Raw genomic sequence first — 23,981 nt, forward strand, 5'->3', positions numbered from 1 at the left:
TTGACTGCCGAAGGGGAGATCATGGCTACCGATTCCAATGCGGTCACTCCGCTCGCCCTGCCCGTGCTGCCGCTCGACGACGAGGTCGTGCTGCCCGGGATGGTGGTGCCTCTGGACCTGTCCGACACCGATGTACGCGTCGCGGTGGAGGCCGCGCAGGTCGCAGCCCGGGACGGCGGGGGCAAGCCCGAGGTGCTCCTGGTGCCGCGGATCGACGGCACGTACGCCGCCACCGGTGTGATCGGCACCGTCGAGCAGGTCGGACGGCTTTCGGACGGAGATCCGGGCGCGCTCATCCGCGGCCGGGGCCGGGTGCGGATCGGGGCCGGGACCAGTGGGCCGGGCGGAGCGCTGTGGGTGGAGGGGACCCGGGTCGACGCGGTCGTTCCCGACCCGCTCCCCGGTGTCGCCGCCGAGCTGGTCAAGGAGTACAAGGCGCTCGCCACCAGCTGGCTGAAGAAGCGCGGCGCCTGGCAGGTCGTGGACCGGGTCCAGCAGATCGAGGACATCTCCGCGCTCGCCGACAATTCCGGTTACTCGCCCTTCCTCACCACCGCCCAGAAGGTGCAGCTCCTGGAGACCACGGACCCGGTCGCCCGGCTGAAGCTCGCCATCCAGTGGCTCGGCGAGCACCTCGCCGAGCAGGACGTCGCCGAGTCCATCGCCAAGGACGTCCAGGAGGGCGTCGACAAGCAGCAGCGCGAGTTCCTGCTGCGGCGCCAGCTCGACGCCGTGCGCAAGGAGCTCGCCGAGCTCAACGGCGACCCGGAGGACGAGTCCGACGACTACCGGGCCCGCGTCGAGGCCGCCGACCTCCCCGAGCACGTCCGTGAGGCCGCGCTCAAGGAGGTCGAGAAGCTGGAGCGTTCCTCCGACCAGAGCCCCGAGGGTTCCTGGATCAGGACCTGGCTCGACACCGTCCTCGAATTGCCGTGGACCGAGCGGACCGAGGACGCGTACGACATCCGGGGCGCCCAGCAGGTGCTCGACGCCGAGCACGCCGGTCTCCAGGACGTGAAGGAACGCATCACCGAGTACCTGGCCGTGCGCAAGCGGCGCTCCGACCGCGGGCTCGGGGTCGTCGGCGGACGGCGCGGCGGGGCCGTGCTGGCGCTGGTGGGTCCGCCCGGCGTGGGCAAGACCTCGCTCGGCGAATCCGTGGCGCACGCCATGGGCCGCAAGTTCGTCCGCGTCGCCCTCGGCGGCGTGCGGGACGAGGCGGAGATCCGCGGCCACCGGCGTACATACGTGGGTGCGCTCCCCGGACGCATCGTCCGGGCGATCAAGGAGGCCGGTTCGATGAACCCGGTCGTCCTGCTCGACGAGATCGACAAGGTCGGCTCCGACTTCCGGGGCGACCCGGCCGCCGCCCTCCTCGAAGTCCTCGACCCGGCGCAGAACCACACCTTCCGCGACCACTACCTGGAGGTCGAACTCGACCTCAGCGACGTGGTCTTCCTCGCCACGGCCAACGTCCTCGAAGCCATCCCGGAGGCCCTGCTCGACCGCATGGAGCTGGTCAGGCTCGACGGCTACACCGAGGACGAGAAGGTCGTCATCGCCCGCGACCACCTGCTCCCGCGCCAGCTGGAGCGGGCCGGTCTGGAGAAGGACGAGGTCACGCTCGACGAGTCCGCGCTGCGCAAGCTGGCCGGCGAGTACACCCGCGAGGCGGGCGTACGGAACCTGGAACGGGCCGTCGCCCGGCTGCTCCGCAAGATCGCGGCCCAGCACGAACTGGGTGACCGGGAACTGCCGTTCACGGTCACCGAGGCGGACCTACGGGGCCTGATCGGGCGCCCGCACCACGTCCCGGAGTCCGCCCAGGACCCGGCCGAGCGCCGGACGTCGGTGCCGGGCGTGGCCACCGGGCTCGCGGTGACCGGCGCCGGCGGCGACGTGCTCTTCGTGGAGGCGTCGCTCGCCGACCCGGAGACCGGGGCGTCCGGACTGACCCTCACCGGTCAGCTCGGCGACGTGATGAAGGAGTCCGCGCAGATCGCGCTGAGCTTCCTGCGGTCGCACGGCGCGGAACTGGAGCTGCCGGTCGCGGACCTGAAGGACCGTGGCGTGCACATCCACTTCCCGGCGGGCGCGGTCCCGAAGGACGGCCCGAGCGCCGGCATCACCATGACGACGGCGCTGGCCTCGCTGCTCTCCGGGCGGCTGGTCCGCACGGACGTGGCGATGACCGGTGAGGTCTCGCTGACCGGACGGGTGCTGCCGATCGGCGGCCTGAAGCAGAAGCTGCTGGCCGCACACCGGGCCGGGATCACCACCGTGGTGATCCCGAAGCGGAACGAGGCCGACCTGGACGACGTGCCCGCCGAGGTCCTGGACACGCTGGAGGTCCACCCGGTGACGGACGTCCGCCAGGTGCTGGAGATCGCCCTGGCCCCGGCTTCGTCCCGGACCGACGACCGGACCGACGAGAAGACCGACGAGAGGATCCCGGCCGCGGCGTGACCGTCACGGCGTGACGGACGTGGCGCCGCGCGCGCGACCGGTACGGACGGCCCGCCTCCCCGGCATGACGGGGGGCGGGCCGTTCCGCGCGTCCGGGCCGCCCCTGCCGTCTTCGGGCCGTTCCGCGTGCTCGGGGCGGCGCGTCGGGGCCCCGGACAACGCCCCGGGGACGGTGTCCAGGGACGGTCCAGGGGCGGAAGGCGGCGCTCAGGGACGGTAGATGGTGCCGGGGACCGGCTCGGCGGGAGCCATCAGCTCGGGGACGGTGACGAAGGTGTAACCCTGCTTCTTCAGGGCGTCGATGATGCCCGGCACCGCGGGCACCGTGCCCTTGTAGATGTCGTGCAGCAGGATGATGCCGTCCTTGTCCGCCTGGTCCAGGATGCGCTTCTTGATCAGCGCCGAGTCGTTCGTGGAGTAGTCCTTCGCGGTGGCGCTCCACAGGATCTGGGAGAGCCCCAGCTCCTTGCTGATCTCCGAAACGGTGTCGTCGGTGCGGCCCTGCGGCGGGCGCATCAGCCGCGGCTTCTTGCCGGTTATCTCCGCTATCGCGTCCTGGGTCCTCTCCAGCTCGGCGCGTATCTCGTCCGGCTCCCGGTCCGTCAGGACCTGGTGGGTCCAGGTGTGGTTGGCCACCTCGTGCCCCTCGGCCGCGAGCCTGCGCACGGTGTCGGGGTCCTTCTTGACGTGGTTCTTGCCCAGCAGGAAGAAGGTCGCGTGCACCTTCTTCTCCTTGAGGATGTCCAGCAGGCGCGGGGTGTCCTTGCCCGGTCCGGCGTCGAAGGTCAGGGCTATGCACTTCGCCTTGCGGCAGTCCACCGGACCGAAGGAGCCCTTGGCGTCAGAACCCGCGTCCTCACGTGCCGAGCCCGGCGCGGTGGTCTCCATGGAGCAGCCGCTCAGCGTCAGAGTGAGGGCCGTCACAAGGGCGGCGGCCAACCCCGTACCGATCGACTTCGTCTTCAGGGACAAGGCGACTCACTCCTCCGTAGCTGCGCGAGCACACGATGTGCGGCGGAGAAGGACTATACATAGGGTGTATACATCGGGTTTATAGGGGGTCCTGCCCGTCGGGCCGGAGAGGAAGAGCCCGGCCGGGGGCGGGAAGTGGCGACGCCCCGGTGACCGGGTGGGTCACCGGGGCGTCGCGATGCGGGGGAGGCGTGCACGCGGCTCGCGGCGGGTCGGATCAGCCGTTGGCGAGAGCCTGGAGGCGGTCGTAGGCGCCGTTGAAGCGGTCGTGGTCACCGACGTAGGGGCCGGACGAGGTGTACTGCCACATCGTGTAGAAGCCCCAGCCGGCCGGGAGTTCGCCGACGGTGGAGTTGTAGCGGGCCACCCACAGCGGGTTGGTGGTGCCGAAGCTGCTGTTGTTGCCGGTGCAGGTCTTCCACCAGCTGGTCGCGGTGTAGATGACCGCGTCGCGGCCGGTGCGCGCCTTGTACCGGTTCACGAAGTCGCGGATCCAGGAGACCATGCCGGCCTGGGTCTTGCCGTAGCACTGGTCGCCGTACGGGTTCCACTCGATGTCGAGCACGCCGGGCAGCGTCTTGCCGTCCCGCGACCAGCCGCCCCCGTTGTTCACGAAGTAGTCGGCCTGGGTGGCGCCGCTCGTGGTGTTGGGGGTGGCGAAGTGGTACGAACCCCGGATCATGCCGATGTTGTACGAGCCGTTGTACTGCTGGGTGAAGTAGTTGTTCTTGTAGTACGTGCCCTCGGTGGCCTTGACGTAGGCCCACTTCACGCCGCTGTTCCAGAGCGTCGACCAGTTGACGTTGCCCTGGTGGCCGGAGACGTCGACGCCTTCGGTCTGGACGGCGAGGGCGTCGACCGCCCCGTCGGGCTGCTTGCCCTGGCCGTCGTGGGCGATGACGCCCATGCCCATGGTCGCCGTGCCGCGTGCGGGCTTCTTGGTGGCCCTGTCGTGGTCGGCGGCGCCGGCCGCGCCCGGCAGGGCGATGAGGAGGGAGAGGGCCGCGAGCAGGGTTCCGGCCGCGGCGAGACGGGGGCGACGGGACTTTCCGGACGTGGATCTGAGCACCGGCATGGGAGTGCCTCCGAGGACTCGGTGGGGGGACGCGCTGATCCCAGGAGGCGCCCTGCGCCCCCTGCCGCATGTCATGGTGTGGACATGCCAGGCATGACTCTACGCACGTAGAAACGCGCTGCGGAAGAGGCTCCGGGCGCCGTCGTTGGTCTATGCCTGCGAAATACTGACCGAGCTGCGGCGATGACCAGCGGCGAAAGAATTTTTCAGCAGCAGGAAAGCTTGTGAGGGGTGTTGACGTGCACGGGAGCGAAAGCGGTAGTGAACGCGGCGCGACCGGAGGGAGTGGTGTGGACCACGCGTTCCTCGCTCTGGAGCGCGAGTTGGCCGTCTTTCTGCGCCGGGCGCGGGCCAATTCCGGGGAGATGGCGCGCGAGGTCCATCCCGAGCTGGAGGCCGCCGCGTACGGACTCCTCGTCCGGCTGGAGTCGGCGGGGCAGCAGCGGGCCACCGATCTCGCGGCCTACTTCGGGGTGGGCAAGGCGACCATGAGCCGTCAACTGCGCGCCCTGGAGGGCCTCGGGCTGGTGGCGCGCGAGCCCGACCCGGCCGACGGCCGGGCCTTCCTGGTCCACCTCACCCCCGAGGGGCTGGCCCGGTACCGCAGCGTGCGCGACGCCCGCCGCGAGCGCTACGTCCGCAAGCTCGACGACTGGGACCGGGCCGAGGTGGCCGAACTCGCCCGGCTGCTGCACCAGTTGAACGCCCGCGCCGAGGAGTGACGCCGGGGCGGGACGGCCGGGGCCGCCGATCCGGCCCGTCGGCTCCTTCGCCCTTCCGGGCCTCCGTCTTCCGGGCTCTCCGTCCTTCGGGGCTGCCGCCTTCCGGATCTCCGCCCTTCCGGATCTCCGCCCTTCCGGCCCTCCGCCCTTCGGGCTCTTCGCCCTTCGTCCCCTCAACTCTCCGTCACAACACCGCGTAGAGCGCCGTCGCGTCGTCATGGGTCTTGCTGCGGCGCAGATGCGTGCGCCCGACGTCCGTGCTCTCCAAGGTCCGCACCCGGTCGATCAGTCCCTGGGCCCCTTCCTTGCGCAGGACTCCCAGGCAGTCCGCCCAGTCGCCCTCGTGGAACATCTCCGTCCAGCGGGCCGCCCCGTCGGTCAGCGCGGCCAGGGCCCGCACCTGGTCGGCGGGGGTGCGTCCGGTGACCGCGCGGTCCGCCACGGAGGGGTCGGCGGCGGCGGTGAAGAAGCCGCCCTCCTTGTTCCGTACCCGGGCGTCGGCGACCGCGGCACTGGCCAGCGAACCCGGCGGCAGGCGGTCGAGCCGGTCGTCGAGCAGGGGGCGCACGGTTCCGTCGTGCGCCTCGATCAGCAGTACGGAATCGGAGAGCACCAGATGTTCCACCCCGCCCTCGTCCCAGCGGGCCATGACGACCGTCGCCTGTGGCGTACGGACGTGAGAAAGGTCACAGGAGGTGCGGTGTGCGTCGGCGGTGCGTCGAATGGACGTGGCCAGAATCTCCTGGAGGGTCAGATCCCGTCGCGAACCGGACAGTTCCACCAGGGCGCCGCCCAGCCGCGCGGTGAACCAGGGGACCGAGTGCACACAACCGTCGTCGTCCGGGGGCGGCGTCACCCCGTCGAGCAGGACCAGCGCCCCACCCTGGCCGGACGCGGGCAGCGCGGTGGCGGCCCAGTCCTCGTTCGGACGTTCCGGGCTGCCGGCGGCGGTGGCCAGGTCGATGCGCATGCGGTCAGTCTGCACGATGCCTTCACGATGTCCGCATCGGGCCGATATTGGCCTGTACCAGCAGGTCAGAGGTGCGTCGGGGTGGAAGGGGGGCCTTCGTGCGGCATGCGGGCGGGCATCCTGCCAAAGCCCGCGCGGAAGTTCCAACCGGCGGATCACGGATACCCGAGAAGGTTTGAGAGGAAACTTGTTTGCTAACTCTGGAGTGATGTTCACTCATTCAGGTGGCGGAGTGGTTGATGCGTGCCCCCCTCTCAAAAGCACTGGAATGGTCAGAAGCCGTACCAGGGGTCGGGGCGCTCATCACTTGTTGACCGTGCGTCACCTCTGCTTCAAGGGCGGACGAGTACAAGATTGCGAGCACCGGTGCAGAAGAAGCGGCCTCGGAGCAAGGGCAGCAGGCACGGCGATTCCGGGGGCACGCCGCCGGAAGCCGCCGGGAGCGGGAGCACCAGGCGCCCCGTGCGCGTACGGAGCCGGCTGGTCGCCGGTGTCGCCGTCGTCGGCATCACCGTCATCGCCGCGGGCGCCCCGGCGATCCTCACCGCCTCCTCCACGCTGAACGATTCACAACGGCTGGTCACCCTCGCCGAGCTGAACCAGCAGGCCATCGCGCTCGCCCACGCCCTCGCGGACGAGCGCGACGAACTCACCGCCCACATCGCGGCGGGCCGGGACGGGAAGTCCGGCCCGGCGTCGGACGGCAAGGACGGCCCCGACAGCCGGAGCGCCCGCGTCGACCAACGGGTCGACGAGATCAGGGACGCGGCCCCGGCCGCACTGCGCCGCGATCTCTCCACCATCCCCTCCCTGCGCCGGGACGCGCTCGGCGGCAAGGGCACGGCGCTGGACGCCCACCGGGCGTACTCCGAGGTCATCGCCAAACTCCACGACCTCGCCGACGAACTCGCCGAGAAGACCCCGCCGCGCGCCGCCGACGCCACGCGCGCCCCGCTCGCCCTCGGGCAGGCCACCGAGCAGGCGTCCGCCACCCGGGGCCTGCTGATCGCCGCGCTCTCGGTGCCCCAGTCGCTCGCGACCCCGCCGACGGACCCGATCACCGGCCTGCCGACCCAGCCCCAGGACGGGGGCGGCGACAAGAACGAACGCGTCCGCGACGAGCTGAGCGCCGCCGCCCAGCAGTCCCGGGTCCGCGAACTCGCCGCGCTCTCGGACTTCGACCAGGCCGCGGGCGCCCCCGCCCGGGACAAGCTGTCGTCCACCGTCACCGGGCCCGAGGTCAACAGCGCGGAGAAGTACCTCAACACCCTCACCGACCGCCCCGAACTGTCCGAATCGGACCTGCGGACCAGCCGGAAGAAGGTCCAGGCGGCGCTCTCCGCCCGGGTCGACCGGATGCGGAGCGTCGAGTCCGCCCTCGGCACCCAGCAGGTGCAGCGCCTGGAGCAGCTGCGCGACGACGACGTCACCGCGCTCGAACTGCGCATCGCGCTGCTCGGCGGCTGCCTGCTGATCGCGGTCGGCGTCTCCACGGCGGTGGCCCGCACCCTCACCCAGCCGCTCGCCGTCCTGCGGATCGGCGCCGCCCGCCTCGCCGGGGAGCCCGAGACCGCCGAGCCGATCCGCTACACCGGCCGCAACGACGAGTTCGCCCAGGTCGTACGGTCCCTCAACGGCCTGCACGGCAGGCTCCAGGGGCTCCTCCAGGAGTTCAACGGCCGCTTCGAGAAACTGCGGACCGAACGCGCCGAACTGGTCGCCGGGCGCGAGGCCCTCGACGCCCGACGCGCCGAGCTCCAGGCGCAGACCGCCGACCTCACCGCCCAGCGTGCCGAGCTCCAGGCGCAGACCGCCGACCTCACCGCCCAGCTGAAGCGGCTGGAGCACACGGTCCACCACACCTTCGTCAACCTCTCGCTGCGCACCCTCGGCCTCGTCGAGCGCCAACTCGGTGTCATCGAGGGCCTGGAGGAGCAGGAACACGACCCGGAGCGGCTCGCGACCCTCTTCAAGCTCGACCACATGGCCACCGTCATGCGCAGGCACAGCGAGAACATGCTGGTCCTCGCGGGCACCGAGCACAGCCACGGGCACGCGGGACCGATCCCGCTGGTCGACGTGGCGCGCGCGGCCGTGTCCGAGATCGAGCGGTACGAGCAGGTCACGATCCAGTCCCTGCCGCCGCACGCCCAGATCGCCGGTTTCGCCGCCGACGACCTCAGCCACCTCCTCGCCGAACTCCTGGAGAACGCGACCTCCTTCTCGCCGCCCGACTCCCACGTCCAGCTCTCCGGCTGGCTGCTGGAGAGCGGCGAGGTGATGCTCTCCGTCCAGGACGAGGGCATCGGGATGTCGCCCGAGCGGATGGCCGAGCTCAACGCCCGCCTCGGCGACCCCGCGCTGTTCGACCCGGGCGAGCAGCGCGGCGAAGGAGCGCCGGAGGCCGGGCTCGGCCTCCGGGTCGCCTCCCTGCTGGCCGCGCGCCACGGCGTACGGATCCAGCTGCGCGAGCACCAGGGCAGCGGGATCACGGCCGTCGTCGTCCTGCCCGAGGCCCTGCTGCCGAAGGCGCCGTCGGCCGCCACGCCGCCGCCGGTCCGGGTCCCCGGCGAGGCGCCCGCGCTGAACCTGCCGGGTTCGGTCGCCGAGGCCAACTCCAACGCGCTGCCGGGAGTCCGCGAGCCCGGCCGTTCCGGCGACCCGCTGATCGAGGCGGCCGAGCGGGCGATCCGCGCCTCGGGCCTCGACGGGCCGAGCACCGAAGCGGCAGGCATCGAAGCGGCGGGCATCGAAGCGGCAGGCATCGAAGCGGCGGAGGCCGACGGGCCGAGCGCCGGAAAGCCGAGCCCCGAAGCGGCAGGCACCGAAGCGGCAAACCCCGAAGCGGCGAGCACCGGAAAGCCGGGTGCCGAGGAGGCGGGTGCCGACGCGGAGCCCGAGTCCGGCACCGGGCCGACCCCCGAGGCCGAGGCGGGGCCCGACACCGCGCCCACCCCCGCCCCCGTCCCCGTCCCAGAGTTCGAGTCCGAGACCACGATGCAGGTCCGGCTTCCGGTCGCCCGGGTGGCTGCTCCCGCCCCGGTGGACCCCGCGTCCGCTTCCGGGGCCGGTGCGCCCGACCCGTACGCCATCGGCCCCGACCGCCACGAGCGCACCGCGGACGAGGCCCCGGAGCCGCACACCGCACCGACTTCCGTACCGGCCCCCGCGCCGGGCCCTGCAGCGGCCCCCGCACCGGCCTCCGGCGCGGCTCCCGTACCGGCCCCCGCCCCCACGACCGTGGCCGAAGCCCTGCCCGGCCCCCGACGGCCGGAACCGGAGCCGACACGGCCGGAACCGGAGCAGGAGCAGGAAGAGGCCCGACCGGGGGCGACGGCCGAGCGCCTCACGGACAAGGGGCTGCCCAAGCGCACCCCCAAGGTCGTCAAGCCCGCCACGGCACCGGCCGCCGAGCGCAAGGGAACCCTGGACAAGGAGGCGCTGCGCCGTCGGCTCGGCGGCTTCCACCAGGGCGCGAAGGACGGCCGCAGGGACGTCGAGGCGGAGATCGCCGAACTCACGGCGACCGGGTCGTTCCCGGTGGCTTCCGCGCCCGGCGGGGGCCCCGCACCCACTGGGCGCGGCGAGAGCGACCGCGGCATGACCGGCCGCGGCACTGTCCGAAACGACCAGACGGATGAGACGGGGGACACAGTCGAGGAGGCACACAGTTGACTGCGCCCAGCACGCTCGGGCTGAGTACCGAGGCCCGGAACCTTCACTGGTTGCTGAGCAATCTGGTGGAGGAGGTGCCAGGGGTCCACTCGGTCACCGTCGTCTCGTCCGACGGACTGATGCTGCTCTCCTCCGACCCCGGCCACCTGGTCACCCGGACCGAGGGCCCGCAGGACGGGCCCAGGGGCTCCAGCGCGGACCTCGCGACCGTCGTCTCCGGCATCGGCAGCCTCACCATCGGCGCCGCCGAACTGATGGACGGCGGTGGCGTCAAACAGACCATGGTCGCCATGGACGAGGGCAGCGTCTTCGTCATGTCGATCAGCGACGGCTCGCTGCTCGGGGTGCACGCCACGCCGGACTGCGACATGAGCGTCGTCGCGTACCACATGGCGCTCTTCGTCGGCCGGGCCGGACACGTACTCACCCCCGAACTCCGCAGTGAGCTGCGCAAGTCGATGGAGAGCGCCGAGTGAAGCCCGCCGCCGAAAACGCCCGCAGGCTCCCCGTCCGCGGTGCCGACCGCAGGCCCGCACGGGTCCGCCCGTACTCGCTCACCGGCGGCCGCACCCGCTTCGGTCACGTCCTGCTCGTCGAGACGTTCGTCGCCGCGCTCGAAGCGCCCGAGGAGCGCCGCGAACTGCCCCAGGGCAAGGGGCCCGCCCGCCTCATGCCGGAGCTGCGGGCCATCGTCGAAATCTGCCGCCGGATGCGTACCGTCGCGGAGATCTCGGCCCTGTTGAAGATGCCGCTCGGGGTGGTCCGGGTGCTGCTCAGCGACTTGGCCGACCAAGGAAGGATCCGCGTGTACGGGACCGGTCACGGCACCGGCCAGCCCGACCGCGCACTGCTCGAAAGGGTGCTCAATGGCCTCCGCCGTCTCTGAGTCGCCGCTCTTCGCCCCTCGTCAGCCGGGCACCGACAACCGGGCCGAGGAAGCGCCGCAGGCCTGGCAGCTGGACCACACCAGGGCCCCCGTCGCCACGAAGATCGTGGTCGCGGGCGGCTTCGGCGTGGGCAAGACGACCTTCGTCGGATCGGTCTCCGAGATCACCCCGCTGAAGACCGAAGCGCTGATGACGCAGGCCAGCGAGGAGACCGACGACCTCTCCGCCACGCCCGAGAAGACCACCACGACCGTGGCGATGGACTTCGGCCGGCTCACGCTCGACGACGACCTCGTGCTGTACGTGTTCGGCACCCCCGGCCAGCAGCGCTTCTGGTTCATGTGGGACGACCTGGTGCGCGGCGCGATCGGCGCGGTGGTGCTCGCCGACACCCGGCGGCTCGCCGACTGTTTCGCCGCACTCGACTACTTCGAGAGCTGCGGCCTGCCGTACATCGTCGCCGTCAACCACTTCGAGGGAACGCCGGCGTTCGAGGCGGAGGACGTCAGGGAGGCCCTGACCGTACCGCCGCACGTACCCGTCGTGATCATGGACGCGCGCGACAGGATCACGGTCGTCGAGTCGCTGCTGGCCCTCGTCGGCCACGCCCTCGACGCCACCCCGGCCTGACCCGGCCCGAAGCCCGGCCCGGGCTCGCGGGGCCGGGCCGGGCCCTTCGGCCCCGGCCTCCGGCCCCCGCCCGGCTCGTACGCAACACGTAACGGAGAACCGCGATGCGGAGAATACTCATAGTCGGAGCCGGTCAGTCCGGACTCCAGCTCGCCCTCGGACTGCAGTCCAAGGGCTACGAAGTCACCCTGATGTCCAACCGCACCGCCGACGAGATCCGGTCCGGCCGGGTCATGTCGACGCAGTGCATGTTCCACACGGCGCTCCAGCACGAGCGCGATTACCAGCTCAACTTCTGGGAGTCCCGGGCCCCGCGCATCGAGGGCCTCGGCGTCTCCGTCGCCGCCCCCGACTCCTCGCGCGCCGTCGACTGGGTCGGCAGGCTGGACGGCTTCGCGCAGTCCGTCGACCAGCGCGTGAAGATGGCCGGCTGGATGGAGACGTTCGCCCAGCGCGGCGGCCAGCTCGTCATCCACGGCGCGGCCGTCTCCGACCTCGACTACTTCTCCCGCACCTACGACCTGGTGCTGGTCTCCGCGGGCAAGGGCGAGCTGGTCTCCATGTTCGGCCGGGACGCGTCCCGTTCGCCGTTCGACGCCCCGCAGCGCGCCCTGGCCGTCGCGTACGTCCACGGCATGGGCCCGCGCCCGGAGCACCCCGACTTCGACGCGGTCCGCTGCAACCTGGTCCCCGGCGTCGGCGAACTGTTCGTGATGCCGACCCTGACCACGTCCGGCCGCGCCGACATCCTGTTCTGGGAAGGCGTCCCGGGCGGGCCGCTCGACGTCTTCCAGGGCATCAAGGACCCCTCCGAGCACCTCGCGAAGACGCTGGAGCTCATGGAGCGGTTCACGCCGTGGGAGTACGCCCGCGCGACCAAGGTCGAACTGACCGACGCCAACGGCACCCTGGCGGGCCGCTACGCGCCGACCGTCCGCAAGCCGATCGGCCGGCTGCCCGGCGGCGGCCTGGTGCTCGGCGTGGCCGACGTCGTCGTCGCCAACGACCCGATCACCGGCCAGGGCTCCAACTCCGCCTCCAAGTGCGCCAACACCTACCTGGACGCGATCGTCGAGCACGGCGACCGGGAGTTCGACGCGGAGTGGATGCAGGCGACGTTCGACCGCTACTGGGAGACCGCGCAGCACGTCGTGAAGTGGACCAACGCGATGCTCGGCGTACCGCCGGAGCACGTGCTGAACCTGATCGGTGCCGCGGGCCAACTCCAGCCGGTCGCCGACCGCTTCGCCAACGGCTTCAACGACCCGGCGGACTTCGAGAACTTCTTCTTCGACCCGGAGAAGACCAACGCCTACCTCGCCGAAGTCACCGGCGCCGCGTAGCCGTCCGGACATCGCGACGGGGCCGGGCCGGGCCGGGGACACACCGACGGGCCCGGCCCCGTCGCCGTCCCCCTGTCCTGCGGGGCCGTTCCCGGGGGCCGTTCCCGGGGTGTGCCCGCGGGCTATCGCCCCGGGGCCGACGACGAGCCGTACCCCGTGTCCGAGCCGGCGGAGGCGCCCGACGGCAGTGCCGGCCGGCGGTACGAGGACAGCGAGGCGGCCTGCGGGTCGGGCCGCACGGCGCCGAGCAGCGGGTTCGACGCCACCGGCGAGACCTTCACCCGGGAGCCCGGCCGGGGCGCCTGCACCACCAGGCCGTTGCCGATGTACAGCGCCACATGGGTGGCCTTCAGGAAGTAGATCACCAGGTCACCCGGGCGCAGCGCGTTCAGGGGCACCTTCCGCAACTGCCGCCACTGCTCCTGCGAGGTCCGCGGGATGACCAGGCCCGCCCGCGCCCACGCCCGGGAGGTGAGCCCAGAGCAGTCGAACGAGTCCGGCCCCTCCGCGCCCCACACGTACGGCTTGCCGATCTGGTCGATCGCGTACGCCACCGCCTCGGCACCCGCCCCGGACGGCCGCTTCGTCGAGGACAGCGCCCCCGAGGCGGCCAGGGCGCCCTGGGCCTTCGCCGTGCCCTCCTGTTCGAGCCGGGACAGTTCGGCGAGCTGCGTGCCGGAGAGCGTGGACAGCATCTTCTCCACCGCCCGCAGCCGCGTCCGGACGGTGTCCCGCTGCTTCTTCTGCCGTGCGGCCAGGACCTGTTGCCGGTCGAGCACCTTGCGGGACTCGGCCGCCAGCTCGTCGGCGCGCTTCTCGGCGGCGGTGAGCCGTTTCATGGTCGCCGCCCGCCCGGCGGCCGCCCGGCGGATCATGTGCTCCTGGTCCAGCAGGTGTTCGGGATCGGGGGACAGCAGGAGCCGCATGTACGCGGAGAAGTCGGACCGCCCCTGGTACTGCTCCCGCGCCAGCCGCCCGGCCGCGTCGCGGCTGTCGGCCAGCGCGGTACGGGCGGCGACGAGCGCGGTGTCGAGCTTCTTCGCCTCCGCCGTGCGCTTCTTCAGCTCCGCCGCGGTCCCGTTGTACGTCTCGGTGGCCTCCTCGGCCTGCTGGTACAGCTTCCGGAGGTCGGTCAGGAGCCGGGAGACGCTCCTGACCGCAGTGGCGGGGGAGCCGGACGACCCGGCCGTGTCACCCGCGACGGGGTCCGGGGCCCCGGGCGCGGCCCCCGCCGGCGAGGTCACGACGAGGGCCGCCAGGGTCGCGGTGCAGACCGTACGAAGGACTCCGCCTGACACGACATCACCTCCGGTGACGGGGCGGTCGCGGAACTACCCCATGAGTGAGCGCAACGGGTCAATACGGTCACTCGGTGCCGGGAGATGCAAGAACCGGGCGTGCGGCGGTGGACGGGTTCGCCCGGAAGGCGGCGGGGCCGGTGCGCCGCCCGGGTTCCGGCCTCCTTTGTCCGGTGCGCCGCCCGGGTTCCGGCCTCCTTCGTCCGGGGGCGGTCCGGGTTCCGGTCCCCTTCGTCCGGAGCGGCTGCCGGGACGCGCCGCTCCGGACGAAGGGGACTGGGGCCCCGGGGCCCCGGGTTCAGTCGACGGGCAGCGCGTAGAACATCCGGTCGCGCTGCACGACGACCAGCCGTCCGGTCGGCAGTACCCGGTACGGGGCGGTGACCGCGGGGCCCTTCGGGTCCTGGACCCCGATGTCCTGGAACTTCCACAGCCGTCGCCCGTCCTGCGCCGCGAACGCGGTGACCTGGGACCGGTCCGAGGCCAGCAGCGTCTTGCCGGTCGTGCTGAGCGAGACGGCGGGTGCGGCGGCACCGGGCAGCACCTCCGTGGAGCGCCGCCAGCGCAGCCGCCCGGTCTCCCGCTCGACCGCCCCCACCTCCTGGGAGCGGTTGGCGGTGTGGAGCAGCGCCCCGCTGACGACAGGGGTGCCGAACGGGCTTCCGGTGCCGTTCAGCGTCCACTTCGGCTTGCCGGACGGGGTTTCGAACGCCAGGAGGTCGTCGCCCACCGCCGCGTACAGCAGCCCCTGTTCGTCGCCCGAGGCCGCCCCGTCCGGTGCGACGGAGCCGAAGGGCTTGCTCCACAGCTGCTTGCCGGTCCTCCGGTCGAAGCACCGGAAGAGGGCCTTCCCCTTGGCGGCGCGCACATCGCCGGGGGAGAGCGTGCCCGGGGTCTGGCGCACGACGATGTCGTTCTCCCGGAGCGCGATCAGCCGGTGGACGGGGGCGCCGCCGCGCCCGTTGGGCACGGCGGCCCGCCACAGCTCCTTGCGCCGCGCGATGTCGTAGGCGAAGAGGTACGACTTGACGACCTGCTTGTCCTTGCCGCGCTTCTTGCCCTTCTTGGGCGGCGGGGCCTTGACGGTGACCTTGTGGGAGCCGGTGAACCAGACCACCGGGTCGGACGAGCCGACGATCTCCGACACCGTGAGGCCCGGCGCCCCGGCGAACAGGTCCGCGTGGGCCTCCCGGTGCGTGACCTTGCCGTTCTTCGCCGAGAGCCACAGGAACTCGGTCGGGCCGATGACGAAACAGACGGAATCCCCGGCGGTGACGGCCGCCTTCCCCCGCGCCGCGGCCGCGTTCTCCCAGGCATGGCGGCCGGTTTGCAGATCGACGGCGGTCGCCCCGTTCTCCCCGGTCAGCACCAGCAGCCGGTCGTTCCAGAGGGTGGCGGTGAGCGGCGCGGGCAGGGAATCCGGGTGGGCGTATATCCAGCGGGGGGACGGCGGCAGCCCGGCGGGGCGGGGAACGCTGCGCTTCGGTGCGGGCTTGGGGTCGTCCGTCGACCCGTCGCCGTCGCCCAGCGCGAGCACGCCGCCCCCGCCGACGAGCAGCCCCGCGGCCCCGGCCGCGAGCCCGACGAGCAGCCCGCGCCGGCCGAGCGCGGCCTCGACGGGCCGCCGGGCGGGGGAGGGGGCGGAAGCGGGCCCGGCGGGGACCGGAAGCGGGGGAGCCGCCGTCGGCGGGACGGCGGGCGGGAGTGCAGCGGGAAGCGCGGGAAGAGCGGGGGCGGAGCCGGCGGGAAGCGCGGGAACAGCGGGAACGAGGTCCGTGCCGGGGCCGGAGCCCGTCGGCGGGGCCGGGGCGGGGCCCGACTGCGGGCCGGTGAGCTCGGGCGGCACGGACAGCTGGGTGGTCGGACGGTCGGTCCTCGGGACGTGCCGTCCGATGCCGCTGAGCTGGGTGGTCCGGGTGTCCCCGACGAGGGAGGAGGACTCGGCGGTTCCGGCCCCCGACCCGTCGGTTACTCCCTCGCCCGAGGTGCTTGCGGGGGTTTCGGCCGGGGCCTCGGCACGGGCCTCGGCCGGGGCCTCTGTCGGAGCCTCCGGCTGGGCCGCGAGCGGCAGGCCCGACGCCGTCGACTCCCGTACCCGCGCCTCCTGTTCCGCCAGCGCCGCGACCAGCCGCTCCGGCAGCCAGCCGTCCTTCGCGAGTTCCGCGACCCCCTCCGGGGCCAGCTCCGCCGCCACCGTCTCCGCACTCGGCCGGTCGGCCGGGTCCTTCGCCAGGCAGCGGGCGATCAGATCGCGCAACTCCTCGGGAACCGCACCCAGTTCGGGGTCCGTGCGGGCGATGCGCTCGGCACCCTCGGCGGCCGGACCGTCGGCGAGCGGGGTGGTACCGGTCGCCGCGTACGCCAGCAGCAGGCCCAGCACGAAGAGGTCGGAGGCCGGACCGGGCTCCTCGCCCTCGACCTGCTCGGGGGTGAGGTAGCCGAGCCGTACGGACAACTGCCCGCCGGGCCGGGCCTCGGCGGAGGCCGCGGCGCCCAGGGGGCCGAACGCGGTGAGCCGCGGCCCGTCCGCGGCCAGCAGCACCGTCCGGGGGGCCAGGCCCTGGAGCACGGCGCCGGTGGCGTGCACCCGGGCGAGGGTGTCGGCGATGCCCGCGCCCAGGATCCGCACGGCGTGCTCGGGAAGCGGCCCCGTGAAACCGATCGCCTCGGAGAGCGTCATCGAGGGTACGTAGGGCCCGGCCGTCCACGGCAGTTCGGAGTCCGGGGCGTCGGCCGGGACGTCCGGCCGGGGGCCGTCGCCGGCCAGCTGCTCCTCGGTACGGGCCTCCGCCTGGAAACGGCGCCGGAAGGCGGGCAGCGGGGCGAGTTCGGGACGGGCCGCGGTGATCACCACGGGGTCGTCGGCCGCCGGGTCGTGCGCGAGGTACCGCACGGCGCTCGCGGTTTCGCGCAGCCGTGCCAGCACGGTGTACGGACCGAAGCGGCGTGGATCGTCCTGACGCGGCGCCTCCATGGCGCATCCCCCCTAGGGTTTTTCGTTTGGATCAGGCCGGATCCGAACGAAAGACCCTCGCTGACCGTGCCCGAGCACCGGAGCGTCGATCTTAGAGCGTTCGGAAACCGGCGCGGGGCCCGCACCCGCCGCGCTCTCAGTGCGGTTTGGACCAGGGCCACTTGGGGGTGTTCCGTACCCGCCCCTCGGGGACGTACTCGTACACCCAGCCGCGCGGAATGCCCAGCCGCTTGGAGTGACCGGCCGGTGCACGACGGTAGGCGTACACGGTCGGAGGACCGCCGTCGGTGGCCGGTACCGGGACCTCGTACCACTTGGGAGGATGGCCGGTCGCACCCACCAGGACGGGCAGCACCCGCCCGTCCAGGGGACCACCGGTGAAGGGGGTGTTCTCGCTTCTCACCGCCCCAGTCTGACCGATGGGTCCGCGGGCAGCAGGTGGCCCGCCCCGTCGGCCACCGCGGCCAGCCGCTCCGCCAGCCGCCCGGCCGGGCCCCCGGCGTCCTCCAACGGAAGCAGCGCCTCCACCACCGACGCGGTCTGCGGGTCCGTCGTGGCCGTGACGGCCAGCTGCGCGAGCAGCTGATCGACCAGCCAGCCGCGCAGCTCGGCCGCGGCGGGCTGCTTCCCCTCGTCCAGCCAGATCAGGGACGCGGCCTCGACCGCCGCGATCCAGGTGCGCACCATCATCCGGAGCCTGGGGCCGGGCGTGGCCCCGGCGCCCGCGTCGAACCTGCCCAGGTGCAGCAGGATCTGCTCGGCCGCCGCGCGGCGCACCTCGTCGACGATCGCCGTGGTACGGGACGTCCCGACGACGCTGCCGCCGCGCAGCAACGCGCTGAACCCGGTGTCGTGTTCGTCGACGAAGGCGAGATAGCGGTCGAGCACCCGCGCCACCCGCTCGGTGGGCGGCCCCACCGGCGGCTCGGCGAAGCACAGGATCAGTTCGTCCGAGGCGGACCGCAGCGCCGCCTCGTACAACTGCTGCCGCCCGCCGGGGAAGTAGCGGTAGACGAGCGGCCGGGACACCCCGGCGACCGTGGCGACCTCGTCGAGCGAGACCTCGTCGGGGGCCCGGTGGGCGAAGAGGGTGAGGGCCGCGCCGAGAAGCTGGGCGCGGCGCTCCTCGACGCTGAGCCTTCGGTACGCGCGGGTCGGCGGCACGGTGGCGGCAGTCATGACCGGAAGCCTAACGACCGGGGGCGCGGCGGGGAGCGGACCGTCACGGCTGCTCCCCGAGCGCGCGGGTGGCCTCCCGCTGTATGTGCGCCGAGCGGTCGAGGAATCCGAGGATCACGGCGAGCTCCGCGTCCGAGTACTCCGCGTACAGCTCGGCGAGATGGGCGGCGAAGGGGGTGAAGAGCGGGGCGAACCGGGCCTCGATGCCCGGGTCGATCTCGACGTTGACCCGTCTGCCGTCCTGCGGGTCCTTCACCCGGCGGGCGAACCCCTTGCGCTCCAGCCTGTCGACCAGCCCCGTGACGGAGGCCGGCGCCAGGCCGGTGAGCTCCCCCAGCTCGCCCGCGCTGAGCGCGCCCGACCGCTGGAGCAGGTCGAGCGTCTTCTCCTCGACCGTGCTGAGACCCATCCGGGTGCTGATCGCCGCGTGGTACATGACGGCCGCGTTGCTGTGCACCCGTCCTGCCTCCCCGAGCCGGGCGAGGAGTTCTTCCCTTGACGTTCCCATGAGCGCTCCCTATATTTAGTTCGACCGAACGAAATAATAGCAGAGGCGGACGGGGGAGAGGGAAGCGCATGGACACCCGGGAGACCGAGATCCGCGAGCTCTTCGCGGAGTACTGCAGGACCTGGACGGAGGCGGACTCCGCCGGATTCGGGCGGCTGTTCACCGAAGACGCCGACTACGTTTCCTACGACGGAAGCTGGGCGGCCGGCGCCGCGAAGCTGGAGGACAACCACGACAAGCTGTTCCGCGGCGTGATCGCCGGTTCGGCGATGGTCGGGGAGATCGAGTCCCTGCGCTTCGTCACCGACTCCGTGGCCGTGCTGGTGGGCAACGGGTCGGTCCTCATGCCCTGGCGCGACAAGCTGCCGAAGCGGCGGCTGTCGCGCCAGGTCATCGTCTGCGTCCGGACCCCGCGGGGCTGGCGGATAGCGGCGATCCAGAACGGGCGGCAGCGGCCGGTGACCATACCGGAGCCGGGCTCGATGCCGTCGAGGATGTCGCAGGGCATGACGCGGCTCGCGCAGCGCTTCGGCATAGGCCGGGCGCGGGAGGTCACCCTGCCGTGAGCCGGGGCCGGGACGGGAGCGGAGCCGGTGTCGGTGTCGACACCGGTGCAGGCGTAGGTGTCGGTGTCGGGAGTGGGGTCGCGCGTGGGTGGGGGCGGGGCCGCCCGGGCCGGGCGGCTCAGGCCAGGAGGCCGGACTTCTTCCACATCCTGCGCCCCACCCCGTTGAGCACCCCGATGTCGTCGAAGAAGTCCGTCAGCCGCTTCGCGCCGGTCTGCATGACCTCCGCCCGGTGACCGCTCGCCTTCACCTGGGCGACGGCTTCGTGCCGGTTCAGGCCGACGTTCTCGTACACCTGGGGGTTGATGAAGCAGACGGAGAAGACGCGGGCCGCCTCGCCGCAGCTCAGCCGGGTCAGCCGGCGCTCCCAGGCGGGGGCGGTCACCATCTGCCGGCGCAACTCCTCGCGGGCGTACCGGACGTGCCGGGCCTCCTCGACCACGTGGATGCGGGTCACGCCGCGCACCAGCGTCTGGACCCGCTCGTCCGGGAACGTCAGCCGCTGCATCCAGTCGAGGATCTCCTCGCCGAGCAGTGTCGCGGCGAACGAACCGGGCGTGGTGGAGATGGTCTTCAGCACGCGTGCGAGGTTGTGGTAGACGCGCGGCACGGGGTAATCGGGCGTCCCGCCCCACTTGATCATGCGGCCGAACATCATCGAGTGCCGGCACTCGTCGGCTATCTCGGTGAGCGCGTAGCGGACGTGGTTGCTGGTCACCGGGCGGTCGTAGATGTGCCGGACCAGCAGCTGCATGAGGATGATCTCGAACCAGATGCCCAGCGAGGCCAGTGACGCCGCCTCGTGCCGGGAGAGGTCGAGCCGCTGTTCCTCGGACATCTTCCGCCACAGCGGGGTGTCGTAGAGGGAGACGAGCTCGGGCGGCCAGAACCACTTGCCCTCCTCGACCGCCGAGGCCCAGTCGAGTTCCTTGTCCGGGTCGAAGGAGTGCTTGGCCGAGGATTCGAGCAGCCGCTCGGCGACCTGCTCCCGGTCCCGGAGCGGGCCGAGTGCGTCGCGCAGCAGCTGGATGTCGTGTTCGGACACGGTGGTCATGACTGGAGGCACCTCGCGCGTGGGTTACCGGTGGTCACCCCTTATGAGACGCCTCGTCAGTAAGGTCGTCAATCCCTCTGGTGCGACTTGTTGACCCGGTGTCTACCAACGTGTGAACCTGCCCACTGACGCTGACGCCACGGGAATTGCCGAAAACATGCCAGGCGAAGGAGCCGTCCATGGCGACCCACGAGCTCTACACCACTGCCCCCGAAGCACCGCTGTGGCAGGTGCCGGCCTCCGGCGCCGCCCGTTTCACCTGGGACTACGACGACGGCCGGGACCGGCTGCTCGCCCTCTACCAGAAGGGCAAGGACAAGCAGTGGGACGGCAACAAGCGCATCGACTGGTCCCTGGAGGTCGATCCCGCCGACCCGCTCGGCACCCCGGACGAGGCCCTCACCCTGTACGGCACCCCGCACTGGGCGAAGATGACCGAGAAGGACCGGGGCGAGCTGCGCAAGCACTACACCGCCTGGCAGTTCAGCCAGTTCCTCCACGGTGAGCAGGGTGCCATGGTGTGCGCGGCCAGGATCGTGGAGTCCGTCCCCGACCTGGACGCGAAGTTCTACTCCGCGACCCAGGCCATGGACGAGGCCCGGCACGCCGAGATATACAGCCGGTTCCTGCACGAGAAGGTCGGGATGCTCTACCCGGTCAACGACAGCCTCCAGGGGCTGCTCGGCGACACCCTGCGCGACTCCCGCTGGGACATGCCCTACCTCGGCATGCAGGTCCTCATAGAAGGGCTCGCCCTGGCCGCGTTCGGCATGATCCGCGACACGACGACCAAGCCGCTGCCCAAGCAGATCCTCGCGTACGTCATGCAGGACGAGGCCCGGCACGTCGCGTTCGGGCGGATGGCGCTGCGCGACTACTACAAGCAGCTGAGCGACGCCGAACTGCGGGAGCGCGAGGACTTCGTCATCGAGGGCTGCTACCTGATGCGGAACCGGCTCAGCGGGGTCGAGGTGCTGGAGAACTTCGGCATCGGCAAGCAGGAGGCCAAGGACCTCTCCGAGCACTCGGAGTTCCTGCAGCTCTTCCGGAAGCTGCTGTTCAGCCGGATAGTGCCGTGCGTCAAGGACATCGGACTGTGGGGCGTACGGCTCCAGAAGGCATACGTCGACATGGGCGTCCTCGAACTCGGCGACTCCAACCTCGACCTGCTGATGGCCCAGGACGAGGAAATAGCCGAACAACTCGACCGGGACCGCTTCGCGGTGGAGGAACGGGCCAGGGTCGCCGAGGTCGAGGAGGCGATAACCCGGGGCGGTTCCGGCACGCCGGGGGACTGACGCCACGTCGGCCCCCGGGGCGAGGAACCGCCCGGAGGCGAGGAGCTGTCCGGAGGTGAGGAGCCGCCCGGCAGGAACGGTTGCCCGGAGGCACCCCGGCGGTGCGACGGAACGGGGCGTCTTCGCGGGACGACAGGGCAAACGGATGCACGCCCTCGGCCGGGGCGGGGAGGATGACGGCATGACGCCACCGCCCCCGCTCCCCGCCGCCGCAGACCCCGCAGCCGCCCGCCGCAGCCTGGAAGCGCTGGCCCTGGGCGACGCGTTCGGCGAGCGCTGGTTCCCCCTCTTCCGTGAGCCCCGCCGGGCGTTCAACGAGATCAAGGCGCGCCGCACCCCCGAGGAACCCGACTGGCACTGGACGGACGACACCGCACTGGCCCGCGCCCTGCTGCGGTCCCTGGAGGAGCACGGCCGGGTCGAGCAGGACCACCTCGCGCTCTGCTTCGCCCTCGCCTACGAGGCCGATCGGGCCCGTGGCTACGGACACGGCATGCACATGCTGCTGCCCCAGCTGCTGGCCGCACCGGCCGACTGGCGCACCCTGGCGCCCGGACTCTTCGAGGGCGGCAGCCTCGGCAACGGCGCGGCGATGCGGGTCGCACCCCTCGGCGCGTACTTCCACCGGGACGTCGGGCTCGCCGCCGAACAGGCGACGTTGCAGGCGACCGTCACCCACGCCCACCCGGAGGGGATCGCGGGTGCGGTGGCGGTGGCGGTCGCGGCGGCGCTGATGGTCCGCGGCGAGTTCACCCTGGCCGCGGTCGCCGACCGGACCCCCGGGGGACTCGTGCACGAGGGGTTGTGCCGGGCCGTCGACGTCCCCTTCACCACCGAGCCGTGGAAGGCGGCCGATCTGCTGGGCAACGGACAGCGCATCCGCGCCGACGACACGGTCCCGTTCGCCCTGTGGACCGCGGCCCGGCATCCGGACGACCTCGAGGCGGCGCTCTGGGCGACGGCCGAGGGCCTCGGCGACGTCGACACGACCTGCGCCATCACCGGCGGCGTCGTGGGCGCGGCCACCGGAATCGACGGTGCGCCCGAACCGTGGCTGCGGCGCCGCGAGCCGCTGGGCTGAGCGGGGACGGTGGCGGACGGTCCGGTTCCGCCCGCCACCCACCGCCTGCCGTCCGTCACCGCGTCCCGCTCGCGCCACCACCAGCCCCAAGCCGTGGCCGGCCACCGCCGAGCACGAGCCGTGGCCGGCCGGCCCTCACCGCCGCCGGCCCCCATCGCCACAAGCCGTCACCGCCGACGGGAGGGCCATCGGGTCACGGTCGTACGGCGGGCAGGGCGCTCTCCACCGCGCCGGCCGCCGCGAGCAGTGAGACGTCCGCCCCGCGCTCCGCGACCAGTTGCAGCCCGACCGGGCAGCCGTCCGCCGTGAAGCCCGCCGGCACACTGGCGGCCGGATGCCCGCTGAGGTTGAACGCCCAGGTCAGCGCAGTCGAGTAGAGCTCGCCCGGACCGTCGTGCCCATGCGGGCGGTTGGGCGTGGTCGGGGTGAGCAGCAGCGGGGCACGGGCGAACAGCGCGTCGAGCCGGAGGTCGTTCTCGCGCCGGACCTCCGCGGCGGCGGGGGACTCCTCCCCGCCCCGGACCGCCGACCACGCCCCGCCCGGGTCGAGCAGCTCGCACGCACCGCCCACGAGCCGCACCACCCCGGCCGCCACCAGCCGTTCCACCGCGCGCCGCACCACTGCGGCGACCTCCGGATCGACCTCGGCGTACCCCAGATCCGGGCTGAAGACGGCCGGCACAGGAAGGATCGGCGGCACCGGCTCGTCCTCTTCCTCGTCTTCGTCCTCGCCCAGGACGGCGCGCAGATACGTTCCGGCCCCGGCCGCCGACCGGGCCAGTACCCCGGCGGACGCCAGTCCGGAACGATCGGGGGAGGGCAGCAGGCCGTTCGTCGTCTTCAGGCCGAACACCCCGCACCACGCGGCCGGAATCCGTACCGATCCCGCCCCGTCGCTGCCGGTCGCCAGCTCCACCAGGTCCGCCGCGACCGCGGCCGCCGAGCCCGCCGAGGAGCCGCCCGGGGTGCGGTCGGGGCGCCACGGGTTGACCGTACGGCCGTGGGCGCCCAGCCCCCAGGTCTGCCAGGGCGTGCCGGGGCCGGGCACCGAGGTCGAGCCGACCGGGACCCCACCGGCCGCGATCAGCCGCCGGGCCGCGTACGACCGGATGCCCGAGCGTCCCTTGACCGCGAACGGCAGACCGGCCAGGGGCAGTCGACGGGCCGGTCCGGCGTCGGCGAGCGCCCGCTCGTGCCACACCTCGACGAACGCGCACAGCCACGGGTCCGTCCGGTCGATCCGCTCCAGCGTCCGGCGCACCCCGTCCCTCGTGTCGTTCATC

General features: G+C 72.4%; 20 protein-coding genes. 10 read left to right on the plus strand and 10 right to left on the minus strand.

The window, feature by feature from the left end; translation table 11 throughout:
- Positions 1-21 precede the first annotated feature (21 nt).
- Positions 22-2,466: an endopeptidase La gene (lon, locus tag OCT49_RS24585; RefSeq protein WP_283853995.1), complete on the plus strand. Its 2,445-nt coding sequence runs from the start codon at positions 22-24 to the stop codon at positions 2,464-2,466.
- A 207-nt stretch (positions 2,467-2,673) separates the two neighbouring features.
- Here the strand turns inward: lon and OCT49_RS24590 are convergent, their stop codons facing one another.
- Both OCT49_RS24590 and OCT49_RS24595 read right to left on the minus strand, forming a co-directional pair.
- Positions 2,674-3,354: a polysaccharide deacetylase family protein gene (locus OCT49_RS24590; RefSeq protein WP_283855930.1), complete on the minus strand. Its 681-nt coding sequence runs from the start codon at positions 3,352-3,354 to the stop codon at positions 2,674-2,676.
- A 301-nt stretch (positions 3,355-3,655) separates the two neighbouring features.
- Positions 3,656-4,513: a lysozyme gene (locus OCT49_RS24595; RefSeq protein WP_283853996.1), complete on the minus strand. Its 858-nt coding sequence runs from the start codon at positions 4,511-4,513 to the stop codon at positions 3,656-3,658.
- 239 nt (positions 4,514-4,752) lie between these two features.
- On the opposite strand from OCT49_RS24595, the gene OCT49_RS24600 reads away from it, so the two are divergent.
- Entirely contained in the window at positions 4,753-5,235 is a 483-nt protein-coding gene (locus tag OCT49_RS24600) for a MarR family winged helix-turn-helix transcriptional regulator (protein WP_283853997.1), read from the plus strand.
- 184 nt (positions 5,236-5,419) lie between these two features.
- On the opposite strand, the gene OCT49_RS24605 is transcribed toward OCT49_RS24600, so the two are convergent.
- On the minus strand, positions 5,420-6,205 hold the full coding sequence (locus OCT49_RS24605; protein WP_283853998.1) for a protein phosphatase 2C domain-containing protein: 786 nt from the start codon (positions 6,203-6,205) through the stop codon (positions 5,420-5,422).
- Between the two features lie 366 nt (positions 6,206-6,571).
- Between OCT49_RS24605 and OCT49_RS24610 the strand changes: the two genes are divergently transcribed.
- The 5 genes from OCT49_RS24610 to OCT49_RS24630 all read left to right on the plus strand — a co-directional run bounded on the left by OCT49_RS24610 (position 6,572) and on the right by OCT49_RS24630 (position 12,740).
- Positions 6,572-9,880, plus strand: coding sequence for a sensor histidine kinase (locus OCT49_RS24610; RefSeq protein WP_283853999.1), 3,309 nt, complete (start codon positions 6,572-6,574; stop codon positions 9,878-9,880).
- Positions 9,877-10,356, plus strand: a complete 480-nt coding sequence (locus OCT49_RS24615; protein WP_283854000.1) for a roadblock/LC7 domain-containing protein — start codon at positions 9,877-9,879, stop codon at positions 10,354-10,356. Before OCT49_RS24610 ends, OCT49_RS24615 begins: the two co-directional genes overlap by 4 nt.
- Positions 10,353-10,766 (plus strand): DUF742 domain-containing protein, encoded by a 414-nt coding sequence (locus tag OCT49_RS24620; RefSeq protein ID WP_283854001.1) that lies wholly within the window; start codon positions 10,353-10,355, stop codon positions 10,764-10,766. Before OCT49_RS24615 ends, OCT49_RS24620 begins: the two co-directional genes overlap by 4 nt.
- The gene (locus tag OCT49_RS24625) at positions 10,747-11,397 is read left to right on the plus strand and encodes a GTP-binding protein (RefSeq protein WP_283854002.1); all 651 of its coding nucleotides are present in this window, start codon (positions 10,747-10,749) and stop codon (positions 11,395-11,397) included. Before OCT49_RS24620 ends, OCT49_RS24625 begins: the two co-directional genes overlap by 20 nt.
- Positions 11,398-11,501: 104 nt before the next feature.
- A complete protein-coding gene (locus OCT49_RS24630; RefSeq protein WP_283854003.1) occupies positions 11,502-12,740 on the plus strand; it encodes a styrene monooxygenase/indole monooxygenase family protein in 1,239 nt (412 codons plus the stop codon).
- 122 nt (positions 12,741-12,862) lie between these two features.
- Here the strand turns inward: OCT49_RS24630 and OCT49_RS24635 are convergent, their stop codons facing one another.
- The 5 genes from OCT49_RS24635 to OCT49_RS24655 all read right to left on the minus strand — a co-directional run bounded on the left by OCT49_RS24635 (position 12,863) and on the right by OCT49_RS24655 (position 18,699).
- Entirely contained in the window at positions 12,863-14,038 is a 1,176-nt protein-coding gene (locus OCT49_RS24635; protein WP_283854004.1) for a C40 family peptidase, read from the minus strand.
- 298 nt (positions 14,039-14,336) lie between these two features.
- Positions 14,337-17,012, minus strand: coding sequence for an outer membrane protein assembly factor BamB family protein (locus OCT49_RS24640; RefSeq protein ID WP_283854005.1), 2,676 nt, complete (start codon positions 17,010-17,012; stop codon positions 14,337-14,339).
- A gap of 136 nt (positions 17,013-17,148) precedes the next feature.
- A complete protein-coding gene (locus OCT49_RS24645; protein WP_283854006.1) occupies positions 17,149-17,415 on the minus strand; it encodes a DUF8847 domain-containing protein in 267 nt (88 codons plus the stop codon).
- A complete protein-coding gene (locus tag OCT49_RS24650; protein WP_283854007.1) occupies positions 17,412-18,191 on the minus strand; it encodes a TetR/AcrR family transcriptional regulator in 780 nt (259 codons plus the stop codon). Before OCT49_RS24650 ends, OCT49_RS24645 begins: the two co-directional genes overlap by 4 nt.
- 43 nt (positions 18,192-18,234) lie before the next feature.
- Positions 18,235-18,699 carry a MarR family winged helix-turn-helix transcriptional regulator gene (locus OCT49_RS24655; protein WP_283854008.1) on the minus strand — a complete coding sequence of 155 codons (465 nt, stop codon included), beginning with the start codon at positions 18,697-18,699 and terminating at the stop codon, positions 18,235-18,237.
- A 68-nt stretch (positions 18,700-18,767) separates the two neighbouring features.
- On the opposite strand from OCT49_RS24655, the gene OCT49_RS24660 reads away from it, so the two are divergent.
- Positions 18,768-19,265 carry an SgcJ/EcaC family oxidoreductase gene (locus tag OCT49_RS24660; protein WP_283854009.1) on the plus strand — a complete coding sequence of 166 codons (498 nt, stop codon included), beginning with the start codon at positions 18,768-18,770 and terminating at the stop codon, positions 19,263-19,265.
- A 118-nt stretch (positions 19,266-19,383) separates the two neighbouring features.
- On the opposite strand, the gene OCT49_RS24665 is transcribed toward OCT49_RS24660, so the two are convergent.
- Positions 19,384-20,319, minus strand: coding sequence for an AurF N-oxygenase family protein (locus tag OCT49_RS24665; protein WP_283854010.1), 936 nt, complete (start codon positions 20,317-20,319; stop codon positions 19,384-19,386).
- 179 nt (positions 20,320-20,498) lie between these two features.
- On the opposite strand from OCT49_RS24665, the gene OCT49_RS24670 reads away from it, so the two are divergent.
- Together OCT49_RS24670 and OCT49_RS24675 are read left to right on the plus strand one after the other, a co-directional pair.
- Entirely contained in the window at positions 20,499-21,617 is a 1,119-nt protein-coding gene (locus OCT49_RS24670; protein WP_283854011.1) for a ferritin-like domain-containing protein, read from the plus strand.
- 181 nt (positions 21,618-21,798) lie between these two features.
- Positions 21,799-22,698 (plus strand): ADP-ribosylglycohydrolase family protein, encoded by a 900-nt coding sequence (locus tag OCT49_RS24675; protein ID WP_283854012.1) that lies wholly within the window; start codon positions 21,799-21,801, stop codon positions 22,696-22,698.
- A 193-nt stretch (positions 22,699-22,891) separates the two neighbouring features.
- Here the strand turns inward: OCT49_RS24675 and OCT49_RS24680 are convergent, their stop codons facing one another.
- The gene (locus tag OCT49_RS24680) at positions 22,892-23,980 is read right to left on the minus strand and encodes an amidase (RefSeq protein ID WP_283854013.1); all 1,089 of its coding nucleotides are present in this window, start codon (positions 23,978-23,980) and stop codon (positions 22,892-22,894) included.
- Position 23,981 lies beyond the last annotated feature (1 nt).

The sequence above is a fragment of the Streptomyces sp. ML-6 genome, from assembly GCF_030116705.1.
Lineage (GTDB): Bacteria > Actinomycetota > Actinomycetes > Streptomycetales > Streptomycetaceae > Streptomyces.

Excerpts from the sequence above, each read along its gene's own strand:
- OCT49_RS24595 (WP_283853996.1), bottom strand. The coding sequence starts at position 4,513 with ATGCCGGTGCTCAGATCCACGTCCGGAAAGTCCCGTCGCCCCCGTCTC.
- OCT49_RS24630 (WP_283854003.1), top strand. The coding sequence starts at position 11,502 with ATGCGGAGAATACTCATAGTCGGAGCCGGTCAGTCCGGACTCCAGCTC.
- OCT49_RS24670 (WP_283854011.1), top strand. The coding sequence starts at position 20,499 with ATGGCGACCCACGAGCTCTACACCACTGCCCCCGAAGCACCGCTGTGG.
- OCT49_RS24650 (WP_283854007.1), bottom strand. The coding sequence starts at position 18,191 with ATGACTGCCGCCACCGTGCCGCCGACCCGCGCGTACCGAAGGCTCAGC.
- OCT49_RS24675 (WP_283854012.1), top strand. The coding sequence starts at position 21,799 with ATGACGCCACCGCCCCCGCTCCCCGCCGCCGCAGACCCCGCAGCCGCC.
- OCT49_RS24590 (WP_283855930.1), bottom strand. The coding sequence starts at position 3,354 with ATGGAGACCACCGCGCCGGGCTCGGCACGTGAGGACGCGGGTTCTGAC.
- OCT49_RS24680 (WP_283854013.1), bottom strand. The coding sequence starts at position 23,980 with ATGAACGACACGAGGGACGGGGTGCGCCGGACGCTGGAGCGGATCGAC.
- OCT49_RS24625 (WP_283854002.1), top strand. The coding sequence starts at position 10,747 with ATGGCCTCCGCCGTCTCTGAGTCGCCGCTCTTCGCCCCTCGTCAGCCG.
- OCT49_RS24665 (WP_283854010.1), bottom strand. The coding sequence starts at position 20,319 with ATGACCACCGTGTCCGAACACGACATCCAGCTGCTGCGCGACGCACTC.
- OCT49_RS24605 (WP_283853998.1), bottom strand. The coding sequence starts at position 6,205 with ATGCGCATCGACCTGGCCACCGCCGCCGGCAGCCCGGAACGTCCGAAC.
- OCT49_RS24660 (WP_283854009.1), top strand. The coding sequence starts at position 18,768 with ATGGACACCCGGGAGACCGAGATCCGCGAGCTCTTCGCGGAGTACTGC.
- lon (WP_283853995.1), top strand. The coding sequence starts at position 22 with ATGGCTACCGATTCCAATGCGGTCACTCCGCTCGCCCTGCCCGTGCTG.
- OCT49_RS24640 (WP_283854005.1), bottom strand. The coding sequence starts at position 17,012 with ATGGAGGCGCCGCGTCAGGACGATCCACGCCGCTTCGGTCCGTACACC.
- OCT49_RS24655 (WP_283854008.1), bottom strand. The coding sequence starts at position 18,699 with ATGGGAACGTCAAGGGAAGAACTCCTCGCCCGGCTCGGGGAGGCAGGA.